The sequence below is a fragment of the Streptomyces sp. RP5T genome (genome assembly GCF_003933965.1).
In the GTDB taxonomy this organism is placed as follows: domain Bacteria; phylum Actinomycetota; class Actinomycetes; order Streptomycetales; family Streptomycetaceae; genus Streptomyces.
The window spans coordinates 1-12282 of record NZ_RSAJ01000240.1 but is presented as its reverse complement, the minus strand read 5'-3'; the positions used below and the strand labels follow the sequence as shown (position 1 = coordinate 12282).

At 70.3% G+C, this 12282-nt stretch carries 7 protein-coding genes; 5 read left to right on the top strand and 2 right to left on the bottom strand.

Annotated elements, in window-relative coordinates; translation table 11 throughout:
* Positions 1-36 precede the first annotated feature (36 nt).
* The 3 genes from EHS43_RS23810 (at position 37) to EHS43_RS23800 (ending at position 3702) form a co-directional block, all read left to right on the top strand.
* Positions 37-513, top strand: a complete 477-nt coding sequence (locus EHS43_RS23810; protein ID WP_037707031.1) for an SseB family protein — start codon at positions 37-39, stop codon at positions 511-513.
* Between the two features lie 178 nt (positions 514-691).
* A complete protein-coding gene (locus EHS43_RS23805) occupies positions 692-2617 on the top strand; it encodes an Ig-like domain repeat protein (RefSeq protein ID WP_125192807.1) in 1926 nt (641 codons plus the stop codon).
* Positions 2618-2730: 113 nt separating this feature from the next.
* Positions 2731-3702: a pirin family protein gene (locus EHS43_RS23800; protein WP_125192806.1), complete on the top strand. Its 972-nt coding sequence runs from the start codon at positions 2731-2733 to the stop codon at positions 3700-3702.
* An 87-nt stretch (positions 3703-3789) separates the two neighbouring features.
* Here EHS43_RS23800 and EHS43_RS23795 read toward each other — a convergent pair whose 3' ends face one another.
* Positions 3790-5946 (bottom strand): SpoIIE family protein phosphatase, encoded by a 2157-nt coding sequence (locus EHS43_RS23795; protein WP_125192805.1) that lies wholly within the window; start codon positions 5944-5946, stop codon positions 3790-3792.
* 145 nt (positions 5947-6091) lie between these two features.
* Here EHS43_RS23795 and aspS point away from each other — a divergent pair, with 145 nt between their 5' ends.
* The gene (aspS, locus tag EHS43_RS23790; protein WP_125192804.1) at positions 6092-7855 is read left to right on the top strand and encodes an aspartate--tRNA ligase; all 1764 of its coding nucleotides are present in this window, start codon (positions 6092-6094) and stop codon (positions 7853-7855) included.
* A gap of 117 nt (positions 7856-7972) precedes the next feature.
* Positions 7973-8926 carry an intradiol ring-cleavage dioxygenase gene (locus EHS43_RS23785; protein ID WP_125192803.1) on the top strand — a complete coding sequence of 318 codons (954 nt, stop codon included), beginning with the start codon at positions 7973-7975 and terminating at the stop codon, positions 8924-8926.
* A gap of 70 nt (positions 8927-8996) precedes the next feature.
* On the opposite strand, the gene EHS43_RS23780 is transcribed toward EHS43_RS23785, so the two are convergent.
* On the bottom strand, positions 8997-12206 hold the full coding sequence (locus tag EHS43_RS23780) for a VCBS repeat-containing protein (protein WP_125192802.1): 3210 nt from the start codon (positions 12204-12206) through the stop codon (positions 8997-8999).
* Positions 12207-12282: the final 76 nt, after the last annotated feature.

Sequence of the window (12282 nt, the reverse complement as noted above, 5' to 3'; positions counted from 1 at the left end):
CCCACCGCCCCCGCCCCCCTCGGTACGCTTACGCCCATGTACGGCTACGACCAGAGCGCTGGTGCCCAGCAGCAGTACGGCGTCCCGCCGCAGCAGCCCATGGCCGGCGGTGTGGGCGGGTACGGCCAGCAGCCGCCGCTGTACCCCGAGCCGTCCCCGCCCTCGCTCGCGGACGCGGTGCGTGCCTTCACCACCGGGCAGATGGCGGCGGAGGACTTCCAGCAGGTCTTCGCCACGTCCAAGGTCTACTGCCCGCGCGGTGACAACCCCGGCTTCCTCGCCCTGCACAACACCCAGCAGCCGGTGATCCCCATGTTCACCACGCTCAAGGAGCTGCGGCGGTACGCGGGCAAGGAGTCCAAGTACTTCGTCATCACCGGCGCCGAGGTCCTCGACCTGCTGCCGACGGGCTACGGCTTCGTCCTCGACATGGAGGGCGAGCACCGGATCGTCTTCGACGCGAAGGCCGTGGAGCAGATGGTCGAGTTCGCGATGCGGCGCATGTACGGGTAGCCGTCGCTCGGCGAGTTCGAAAATCTCGTTCGATTGTCACAGCCATGCCATAGAGTTCCCTCCGGCAGCCGCGCCCCGCACGCCCCCGCCCTCAGGCGGACGGCGTCCGGACGTCGCGCGGCGCTTTCAGCTCTCCCGGCACCACCGGGAATCTCTGTGGGGGTTCATCACTGTGCGCATGCGCAGCACCTCGGCCGCGACGGCGCTCGCGGTCATGTTCAGCTCGGTGGCGCTCGGCGTCGCCGCCGCCGGCACCGCGTCGGCCGTCTCCGCCGTGGTCACCAGCCCCGGCGGCCTCGTCGTGGACGACGCCCTCCGCCGGGTCTTCGTCAGCGACCAGGCCGACGGCCAGATCCTGGCCGCCGACTACAACGGCACCCTCGTCGCCCAGGCCTCCGGCCTCGACAACGCCGCCGACCTCGCCGTCTCCGACGACGGCGCCACCCTCTACGCGGCCCTGCCCACCAGCCACGAGATCGTCGCCCTGAACGCGGCCGACCTCCAGGTCAAGGCCCGCTACCCGGTCGCCACCAACACCGGCCCACACCACGTGGCCTTCGCCGGGGGCAAGGTCTGGTTCAGCTACGGCGACCAGTGGGACGGCGACCTGGGCTCGGTCGACCCGGCGGTCGACCCGGCGACCGGCACCGACCCGGTGGCGCTCACCCAGATCCCGACCGAGGGAACGGGCAGCGGACTGTGGGGGCAGGCCCTGCTGGACACCGACCCGCTGCGGCCCGGCCTGCTGGCCGTCGGCGAGACCGGGGACTCCACGGGCACCGAGGCCGTCCTCGACGTGTCCGGCGGCACGCCCAAGGTGATCGCCTGGAACGACACCGCGTACTCCCTGAACGGCGGCCTCGGCGACATCGACCTCGTCGCGGGCAACGACCAGGTGCTCGTCAACGGCACCGCCCGGCACGCCTACGCGAACGGCACCCTCACCAAGGCCGGCACCTACCCCGGCGGACAGCTCGCGGACGTCGGACGCAGCGGCCTCATCGCCCAGGTCACCGGCACCAAGATCGCGATCTACCGGCCCGACGCCACCCAGCCGGTCCGCACCTACAGCACCGGCACCCAGCCCGCCGCCGACGTGGCCTGGGCCGGCGACTCCTCCCGGGTCTTCGCCCTCGTCGCCGGCAGCGGCGGCTGGACGGTCAAGGCGCTCACCGACCCCAACCTCAACGCCCCCACCACCGCCACCCGCGCCAAGACGCTCACCGTCACCGGCAAGCTCACGGCGACGGTGCCGCTGCCCGCCGGGGCCCGGCTCTCCGTCACCCGTACCGACCTGGAGAGCCCGAACGGCAAGGCGCTACCCGCCGTCACCGTCAAGGCCGACGGCACGTACTCCTTCAGCAACACCCCGCCGGCCGGCGGCAAGGTGACGTACACCGTGAAGTACGCGGGCGACGCCACGCACACCGCGGTCACCGCCTCCGACAGCGTCGAGGTCTCCCGCGCGGCCACCTCCCTGAGCCTGAACAACAACGGCAAGCTGTACAACTACGGCACCGACGTCAAGTTCACCGCGCACCTCGGCACCACCTACAAGAACCGCTCGGTCTCGATCTACGCCGACCCCTTCGGCGGCGACAAGCCCAAGAAGCTGATCAGGACCGGCAACGTCAACGCCGACGGCAACATCTCCGCCGTGGTGGACATGACCCGGGACACCAAGGTCACCGCGGTCTTCTCGGGCGACGCCCGGTACAAGCCGAGGACGGTGACGTCCACGGCGTACGCCCGGGTCAGGATCTCCACCGCCGTCTCCAAGCACTACAAGACGGCGAAGATCGGCTCGACCTCGTACTACTGGTTCCACAAGAACACCGACCCGCTGCTCACCACGACGATGACCTACTACCCGGGCCGTCAGCAGCGCTTCGACCTCCAGGTCTACTACCAGGGCACCTGGTACTCGGCGGACTCGCAGTACTTCCCGGTCGGCTCGAACGGCAAGTCGGCCGTCACGCTCGGGGCGGCCGGCGAGTCCGGCATCCGGGCGCGGATGCGGTCGGTGTACGTCAACGGCTCGTCCGGCGACACCGTCAACTCGACGACGTACGGGGCATGGAAGTACCTGTACTTCAGCAACTGACCTGGTAAGGCCTGTACGGAGCGGCCCGGAGGGAATGCCCTCCGGGCTTCTGTCGTTAGAGGTGGCAGAAAGTTCAATGCTCAACTAAACTCGAAGCACAAGGAGGTACCGACATGCCCGCAGTGACTGTCGACAACCCGCTGACCCTGCCGCGCGTGGCCGCGACGGCGGACGCGGTGGCCCGTCCCGTCGTAGGCGTGACGACCGCGCCGAGTGGCTTCGAGGGCGAGGGATTCCCCGTGCGCAGGGCGTTCGCGGGGATCCATTACCGACACCTGGATCCGTTCATCATGATGGACCAGATGGGTGAGGTGGAGTACGCGCCCGGTGAGCCGAAGGGGACTCCCTGGCATCCGCACCGCGGCTTCGAGACCGTCACGTACATCATCGACGGGATCTTCGACCACCAGGACTCGCAGGGTGGTGGCGGCACCATCACCAACGGCGACACGCAGTGGATGACGGCCGGTTCGGGTCTCCTCCACATCGAGGCGCCGCCGGAGTCCCTCGTCATGTCCGGCGGGCTCTTCCACGGTCTCCAGCTGTGGGTGAACCTGCCTGCCAAGGACAAGATGATGGCACCGCGGTACCAGGACATCCGCGGTGGCAACGTGCAGCTGCTGTCGACACCGGACGGCGGCGCGCTGCTTCGTGTCATCGCCGGTGAGCTGGACGGTCACCAGGGCCCCGGCATCACGCACACCCCGATCACGATGATCCACGCGACGGTGGCAGCGGGGGCGGAACTCACCCTCCCGTGGCGCGAGGACTTCAACGGTCTGGCGTACGTGCTGGCCGGTCGCGGTTCGGTGGGGGCGGAGCGCCGGCCGATCCACCTGGGCCAGACCGCGGTGTTCGGCGCCGGTGGTTCCCTGACGGTCCGCGCGGACGAGAAGCAGGACTCCCACACGCCGGACATGGAGGTCGTCCTGCTCGGCGGCCGCCCCATCCGCGAACCGATGGCCCACTACGGCCCGTTCGTCATGAACACCCGCGAGGAACTCCAGCAGGCGTTCGAGGACTTCCAGAAGGGCCGGCTGGGGACGGTGCCGGCGGTCCACGGAATGACCGAGGGCGGCCTGTAGGCCGGTACGGCGTGACGCGGGCCCGGTGCCGCAAGCTTCGGTTTGCGGCACCGGGCCCGTCTGCGTCGAGGTTCTTGACGCGGAGGGTCACCCGCTGACCTCGCCCGACGACTCGTGCAGCTCGAACCAGATGCTCTTGCCCTCGCCTCGGGGGTCCACCCCCCACGTGTCCGCCAGTAGTTCGATCAGCATCAGGCCGCGGCCCGAGGAGGCCAGTTCGCCGGGGCGGCGTTTGTGGGGGAGGTCGTCGCTGGTGTCGGTGACCTCGATCCGCAGGCGGCGTTCGCCCGCCTCCCCGCGGACCTCCACGAGCAGCAGTGCGTCGGCGTCGGTGTGGACGAGGACGTTGGTCAGCATCTCGGAGAGGAGCAGGACGGCGGAGTCGATCTGGTCGGCGGAGGACCAGTCGTGCAGGAGTTCGCGCAGTTGCTGGCGGGCCACCGCGACCCGTTCCGGTTCGGCCTGGGCCACCGAGAGCATCGTGCGGCGGACGGCCGGCCGGGCGAGGGTGGGGTCGCCGTCGGTCTCCTTCTGCCGGCGCAGCAGGAGGACCGCTATGTCGTCCTCGCGGCGGTCGGCGAAGGGGCCGGTGGTGTGGTGGGAGGAGGGGCCGTGGACGGCCTGGACCAGGGCGTCGGCGAGTTCCTCCAGGCCGTCGTCGTGGGCCTCCAGGATCGTGCGGATGCGTTTCCAGCCGGTCTCGAAGTCATGGCCGCCGGTCTCGATCAGCCCGTCCGTGCAGAGCATCAGTGTCTCGCCGGGCTGGAGCACTATCCGGGTCGTGGGGTAGTCCGCGTCCGGGTCGATGCCCAGGGGGAGGCCGCCGTCGGTGCGGCGGGCCAGGACCGTGCCGTCGGTCAGGCGGATCGCGGGCTCGGGATGGCCGGCCCGGGCCACCTCCAGGACGCCGGTCGCGGGGTCGACCTCGACGTAGAGGCAGGTCGCGAAGCGGGTGTCGGTGGGGTCGGCGTCCTCGTCGGAGCCGTTGGTCATGCCGTTGAGGAAGCGGGAGGCGCGGGAGAGGACCGCGTCGGGGCGGTGACCCTCGGAGGCGTAGGCGCGCAGGGCGATGCGGAGCTGGCCCATCAGGCCCGCCGCGCGGACGTCGTGGCCCTGGACGTCGCCGATGACCAGGGCGAACCGTCCCGCGCCGGATTTCGTCCGCGAGGTGCCGCCGGGCAGCGGGATCATGTCGTACCAGTCGCCGCCGACCTGGAGGCCGCCGCCGGTGGGGACGTACCGGGCGGCGACGGTCATGCCCGGTATCTCGGGGCCCAGGGTGGGGAGCATCGAGCGCTGGAGGCCGTCGGTCAGTTCGCGTTCCGACTCGGCGAGGCCCGCGCGGGACAGGGCCTGGGCCAGCATGCGTGCCACCGTGGTGAGGACCGAGCGTTCGTCCGGGGTGAAGGCGACCGGGTAGGCGAAGCCGGCCATCCAGGCGCCCATCGTGCGGCCGGCGACCGTGAGCGGCAGGAACGCCCAGGACTGGCGGTCGAAGCGCTGGGCGAGCGGCCAGGTGACCGGGTAGCGGGAGCGGTAGGCCTCAGGGCTGGAGAGGTAGACGGCCCGGCCGGTGCGCACGACCTCGGCGGCGGGGTAGTCCGTCTCCAGGGACATGTGGGAGAAGGGGCTCTCGTCGCCGGGCTGCTGGCCGTGGTGGCCGATGATCGTCAGGCGGTCGCCCTCGACGCCGAAGACGGCCAGGCCGTCGGGGCTGAAGCCCGGCATGGACAGGCCCGCGGCCACGCGCAGCACCTCGGCGGTGGAGCGGGCCTCGGCCAGGGCGCGGCCGGCGTCCAGCAGGAAGGCCTCGCGGGAGCGCCGCCAGTCACCGGTGACCGCGGTGCGTCCGGCGGGGGTGCCGGGGGTCGGCTCGGTGACCTCCTGGAGGGTGCCGATGAGCTGGAACGACTTCTTGTTCGCGTCGTACGAGGGTTTGGAGCGGCTGCGGACGGTACGGATCACCCGGCCCCGCTCGTCCATGATCCTGATCCGGACCTCGGCGAGTGTGTCCTCGGCGACGGCCAGTCCGACGACGCTGATGATCTCGTTCCAGTCGACCGGGTGCAGTCGGGCCCGTGCCTGGGCTTCCGTGAGGGTGGCCCGTTCGGCGGGCAGGCCGAGCAGCCGGGCGGCCTCCGTGTCGACCGTGACCAGTTCGGTGGCGGTGTCCCAGTGCCACAGGCCGGTGGCGAGGGCGGTAAGAACCTCCCCCACGGCGGGCAGAGGCTCACCAGAGTGCATTGCCCCACTTTAGGAACAGGGGCGCCGGAAGTGCCACTGTTGGCCGAGTCGTAATGATGGGGAGGCGATCTCGGGGTCCCCGGTAGGCTGGGGGCTGTTTCACGTGAAACACCTCCCTCGATCCGCGAAGACTGGATGAACGACGATGCATCGGTACAGGTCCCACACCTGCGGCGAGCTCCGCTCCTCTGACGTCGGCACCGACGTCCGGCTGAGTGGCTGGCTGCACAATCGGCGCGACCTGGGCGGCATCCTCTTCATCGATCTGCGCGATCACTACGGCATCACGCAGCTGGTCGCGCGTCCGGGCACGCCCGCGTACGAGGCGCTCGACAAGCTGACCAAGGAGTCCACGGTCCGCGTCGACGGCAAGGTCGTCTCCCGTGGCACCGAGAACGTCAACCCGGACCTGCCCACCGGCGAGGTCGAGGTCGAGGTCGGCGAGGTCGAGCTGCTCGGCGCGGCCGCCCCGCTGCCGTTCACGATCAACACCGAGGACGGGGTCAACGAGGAGCGGCGCCTGGAGTACCGCTTCCTCGACCTGCGCCGCGAGCGCATGCACAGGAACATCATGCTGCGGTCGTCGGTGATCGCCTCGATCCGCTCGAAGATGGTCGCCCTCGGCTTCAACGAGATGGCGACCCCGATCCTGTCGGCGACCTCCCCCGAGGGCGCCCGTGACTTCGTGGTGCCGTCCCGTCTGAACCCGGGCAAGTTCTACGCCCTGCCGCAGGCGCCGCAGCAGTTCAAGCAGCTGCTGATGATCTCCGGCTTCGACCGCTACTTCCAGATCGCGCCCTGCTTCCGTGACGAGGACGCGCGCGCGGACCGCTCGCCGGGCGAGTTCTACCAGCTCGACGTCGAGATGAGCTTCGTCGAGCAGGAGGACGTCTTCCAGCCGATCGAGCAGCTGATGACGGAGCTGTTCGAGGAGTTCGGCAACGGCCGCCACGTCACGTCGCCCTTCCCGCGGATCCCGTTCCGCGAGGCGATGCTGAAGTACGGCTCCGACAAGCCGGACCTGCGGGCCCAGCTGGAGCTCGTCGACATCACCGATGTCTTCGAGGGCTCGGAGTTCAAGGCGTTCGCCGGCAAGCACGTGCGGGCGCTCGCGGTGCCGGACGTCTCCGCGCAGCCGCGGAAGTTCTTCGACCAGCTCGGTGACTTCGCGGTGTCGCAGGGTGCCAAGGGCCTGGCCTGGGTGCGGGTGGCCGAGGACGGTTCGCTGTCCGGGCCGATCGCGAAGTTCCTCACCGAGGAGAACGTCGCCGAGCTGACCAAGCGCCTGTCGCTGGCCGCCGGTCACGCGGTGTTCTTCGGCGCGGGCGAGTTCGACGAGGTCTCCAAGATCATGGGCGCGGTCCGTGTCGAGGCCGCCAAGCGTGCCGGGCACTTCGAGGAGGGCGTGTTCCGGTTCTGCTGGATCGTCGACTTCCCGATGTACGAGAAGGACGAGGAGACCGGCGCGATCGACTTCTCGCACAACCCGTTCTCCATGCCGCAGGGTGGTCTTGAGGCTCTGGAGACCCAGGACCCGCTGGACATCCTGGGCTGGCAGTACGACATCGTGTGCAACGGTGTCGAGCTGTCCTCCGGTGCGATCCGGAACCACGAGCCGGAGATCATGCTCAAGGCGTTCGAGATCGCGGGCTACGACCGTGAGACGGTCGAGGAGAAGTTCGCGGGCATGCTGCGCGCCTTCCGTTTCGGCGCCCCGCCGCACGGCGGCATCGCCCCCGGTGTGGACCGCATCGTCATGCTCCTCGCGGACGAGCCGAACATCCGCGAGACCATCGCCTTCCCGCTCAACGGCAACGCCCAGGACCTGATGATGGGCGCGCCGACGGAGCTGGAGGAGGCCCGGCTGAGGGAGCTGCACCTGTCGGTGCGCAAGCCGCAGCCGAAGTAGGCGTGAGCTGAGAGGTGGCCCGGAACCGACGTCGGTTCCGGGCCACCTTCGTTGTTGTGCGCAAACCACAGTCCGTTCCCACGTGGATGACAGCCTTCTTACCTAACTTCCCTGTCCATGACGGGAAATGAGCAGCCGGACCACCGGCAGTCGGCCCATGAGCCGAAACACAAGAAGGACCTCACGCGCCGCAAGGTCGTCGTGGCCGGGGCGGGCGCGGCCGTCGCGGTGGGCGCGGCGGGCACCCTCGCCGCGTCGGGTGCGTTCGCGGGCGAGGCGAGCACGACGGCCTCCGCGAGCGGCAGTTCCTCCGCCGCGGAGGCCTGTTACAAGCTCACCTCGGAGACCACCGAGGGGCCGTACTACATCGACGCGGACAAGCTCCGCCAGGACATCACCGAGGACAAGGAGGGCATCCCTCTCACTCTCCGGCTCAAGGTGATCGACGCCGAGACGTGCAAGCCGGTCGCGAACGCGGCGGTGGACATCTGGCACTGCGACGCGCTCGGCATCTACTCGGGATACGAGGCCTCGTCGACCGGCGGTGGCGGCACTCCCCCGAGTGGTGCCCCGAGTGATGCCCCGAGCGGTACTCCGACGGGTGAACCGCCGTCGGGTGCGCCGACCGGAGGCACCGGTGGTGGTGTCCATCAGGACCCCACCGACGACGAGCGCTATCTGCGGGGCACCTGGCGGACCGACCGGAGCGGCCAGGTCACCTTCAAGACGATCTTCCCGGGCTGGTACCGGGGCCGGTGCGTGCACATTCACACCAAGGTGCACGTCAACGGCGCGTGGACGGACGCCGGTTACGAGGGCGGCAACACCTGCCACACCGGCCAGTTCTTCTTCGACGAGGAGTCCGTGCTGGCGTCCGCCGAGGTCGAGCCGTACTCCACGAGCACGACCGAGCGCACCACGCTCACCGAGGACACGATCTACGACCAGAGCGGCACCACCGGCGGCCTGCTCAAGCTGAAGTACAACAAGAAGAACATCGCCAAGGGCGTCATCGGCTCGATCACGATGGGCGTCGACCCGGACGCGACGAACGACAACACCACGATGTGACGTCCGCGCACAGCTGAGAGGGCGCCCGGGACCGTGTGGTCCCGGGCGCCCTCGTCGGTGTTTCTCGGGGTCAGGAAAGGAACTTGTAGCCGCTGAAGCCGGTGGCGATCTTCACCCTCGCTCCGAACGAGCCCTTGCCGTCACCGCTGTTGCGCCACAGGGTGCCGCCGGTGTCGCGGGAGATCAGGTCCGCCTTGCCGTCGTCGGTGAGGTCGCCGACGCCGACGACGGCGTTGTAGGAGCCGCCCCAGTTGGTGAACAGCTTCACGCGGGCCTTGAAGGTGCCCGTGCCGGTGCCCTCGTAGCGGTAGAGGGTGTTGGAGCCGTCCTGGGCGAGCAGGTCGCCGCGGCCGTCGCCGTTGAGGTCGCCGGCGCCGACGATCTTCTTGTAGCCCTTCCAGTTGTCGTAGAGCTTGACGCGCGCGGAGAGCTTGCCGGTGCTGGTTCCCGTGTAGAGGTAGACCGTGCCGGTGGACGCCCCTCGCGCGATCAGGTCGGGGCGGCCGTCGCCGCTGACGTCACCGGGCGAGGTCAGCACGTCGTACTGGTTCCAGCCGCTGGTGCCGAGCGAGGTGTACGACGTCGACGGCTTGACCGCCGATCCGCAGCCGGGCTTGTACAGACGCAGGGCGCCGCTGCTCAGCCGGACCAGGACGTCGTTGCAGCGGTCGCCGCTCAGGTCGCCGAAGGGGATCGCCCTGATGGTGGTGGGCCAGCCGCCTGCGCTGACCTTCTCGCCGAACTTGCCGGTGCCGGTGCCGCCGTGGAAGGTCAGTCCGCCGGAGGTGTTGAGGGTGAGCAGGTCGCCGCGGCCGTCGGGGCCGTCGGGGCTGACGAAGTCGTGGCGGACCGCCGAGCCGTGCAGCAGGTAGCCCTCGCCGCCCGTCACCGTGACCGGGGTGGCCGTGCCCAGGCCGGTCGCCTTCAGCGTCCAGGTGAAGGCGCCGTTGGGGAAGGGGACCCCGCTCGACGTCTTGCCGTTCCAGGTCGCCGTGACCTCCGCCGAGGCGGCGCCGCCGGTGAGCGTGCGGGTGGCCCGGCCGGTCGGGCCGGCCTGCTCCGAGGTGAAGGTCAGCGACCAGGAGGTGACCGGACGGGAGAGTTCCCACCGGCCGCTCCAGGCCGACGCGGGGCCGGGCTCCACATAGCCCTCGGCCTCGGTGCGGAACGCCGTCACCGCGGACGGCGTGACGCCGGTGGTGGCCACGTGCGTCTGCTCGAAGGTGTCGAACCAGGCGACCAGACCGGTGTACTCGTCGACCGTCCACCGGAAGCGGCGGTCCACGGCGAGACCCGAGTCGGGCAGCCCGGAGGCGATCACGCGGGTGGCGCCGGTCGTGGTGTCGGTGAGGACGAGCTGGTCGGCCCCGTGGTCGTGGCGGACCGTGAAGCCGTCGCCGAGCAGGACGTCACCGGGCGTCACCGTGACCGACCTGGCGGCCTTGGTGTCGTAGACGCCGGCCGAGGCGCCGCCGCAGGACCAGTACACCCAGCGGCCCGCCGCCTGGAGTTCGCTCGGCACGCAGCCGAGGTCCGGGACGTCGACCGTGGAGAGGGTCTTCCTCGTGGTCAGGCTGTACGAGGTGAGCCGGCCCGCAGTGGTGGTCGCGCTCCAGAGGGTGGAGCCGTTCAGTGCGGCGGCGCGGACCGAGCGCTTGATCGGATCGCCGTAGCCGAACTCGCCGATGTACTGCGCCGGGGTCGTACCGCCCGAGTTGTAGACGGCGTAGTCGTCGGAGACGTCGACGATCTCGCCGTCCTGGGTGCCGTACGTCAGCGTGTGGTTGGACCAGCCGTCCTTGATGGAGACCAGCTGGTCGGCGTTCTCCAGTCCGCTGCCGCCCTCGTTGACGTCGGCGAAGGTGTTGAGGAAGACGTCCTCGGGGTCGGTGACGCTGTTGCCCCACAGGGCGGAGCAGGTGGTGCCCGGGTAGGGGCACTTGGCGGATATCGAGTCGCCCTCCGTGGCCGCGGAGGCGGTCAGCGCGGTGCCGCCGTCGGTGGTGAGGGTGCGGACCGAGGTGGTGTCCATGGAGCTCGTGGAGCTGTCCTCCGCCACCCGCAGGCTGCCCCGGCTCAGGGCGAGGCCCGTCTTGGCGTTCTCCAGCGGGGGCACCTTGGCGATCTTCTTCAGCTGCGGGGTGCCGTCCGCTCCGAGGACGACCCGCTGAACCCACCAGTCGGCCGCGCCGGAGCCGCCGGTGACCAGCGCGGTCCCGTCGGGAGCGGCCAGGGGGGTGCCGTACGACCAGGTCAGCAGCGTCTTCGTGGTGCCGTCGGCCAGGGAGACGGCCCGGACGGAGCCGCCGTTGGTGGCGAGGACCAGCCAGTCGCCGGTCAGGACGGGCACCGGGGTGCCGGCCAGGTCCTCGCCGGCCACCGGGGTGGTCTCGGCGGCGGTGAGGTCGGCGCGCGGCTTGAGGTGCAGGCCGGATGCCTCGCTGTACCAGCCGACGCGGTCCTCGCTGAGCACGACCTCCGGCACCGTCTCCCGGGACAGGCCGGTGAAGGCCGGGGTCAGCTCGGCGGTGGCGAAGTCGAGGTAGGCGACGGTGTACGACGTGAAGTCGCCGTTCGCGTCGCGGTCCGGGTAGGTCAGCAGGGCGCCCTTCGCGTCGCCGGTGCGCCCGGTGTTGGTCTGCCAGGTGCCGTCGGCGGGCAGTCCGGAGACCACGCGGTCGCGCTGCTTCCCGTCGACCAGGTCGACCAGGTGCAGCACGTAGCCGTCCAGTTCCTGGCCGTCGACGACGCCGTTCCACTCGACGGTGACGGTCGTCTCGCCGTACGTGCCGACCCGGGTGGCCGACTGGCTGAGGTCGACGGTCCGCAGGGCGCCGCCGCCCGGGCTCCACAGCGACACCGGGTCGCCGTAGGTGCGGTGGGGCAGGGCCACGGTGTCGGCGGCCTGCCCGAACACGCCGGAGGCACAGCGCGCGGAGATGTCGTAGCAGCTGGTGGTGGTCGGCTGGTAGACGCCGGTCGGGCCCAGGACGGGGACGGTGGCGCCGTCCTCGTAGCCGGTCCACAGGAGGCCCGCGACTCCCGACTGGCGGTGCAGATAACCGGTCGCGCCCGCGGCGAGCAGGCGTTCGGTGCGGGGGGTGGTGCTGCGGGGATCGTCCAGGACGATCTCGGTGGTGCCGGCGGAGGCGGTCGTGGCCGCCTGCGCGCCGGTGTCCTCGGTGCTGGAGAACAGGGTGATCGAGCCGGCCGCCACCGCTACGGCCAGGGCGGAGACGAGCGTGGCACGGCCCGCTCGTCTCGGGGCGTGTCTGCCCAACTGGGGGTCCTTCCCTATGAGTCAGCAAACCTTATATGCAGGTAAGAGAGGAGTGAAGGGCGGGTAAGGAGAGGCG

What these genes read in the sequence shown, in the direction of transcription:
- EHS43_RS23810 (WP_037707031.1), top strand. Translation starts at nt 37, where the DNA reads ATGTACGGCTACGACCAGAGCGCTGGTGCCCAGCAGCAGTACGGCGTC.
- EHS43_RS23805 (WP_125192807.1), top strand. Translation starts at nt 692, where the DNA reads ATGCGCAGCACCTCGGCCGCGACGGCGCTCGCGGTCATGTTCAGCTCG.
- EHS43_RS23800 (WP_125192806.1), top strand. Translation starts at nt 2,731, where the DNA reads ATGCCCGCAGTGACTGTCGACAACCCGCTGACCCTGCCGCGCGTGGCC.
- EHS43_RS23795 (WP_125192805.1), bottom strand. Translation starts at nt 5,946, where the DNA reads ATGCACTCTGGTGAGCCTCTGCCCGCCGTGGGGGAGGTTCTTACCGCC.
- aspS (WP_125192804.1), top strand. Translation starts at nt 6,092, where the DNA reads ATGCATCGGTACAGGTCCCACACCTGCGGCGAGCTCCGCTCCTCTGAC.
- EHS43_RS23785 (WP_125192803.1), top strand. Translation starts at nt 7,973, where the DNA reads ATGACGGGAAATGAGCAGCCGGACCACCGGCAGTCGGCCCATGAGCCG.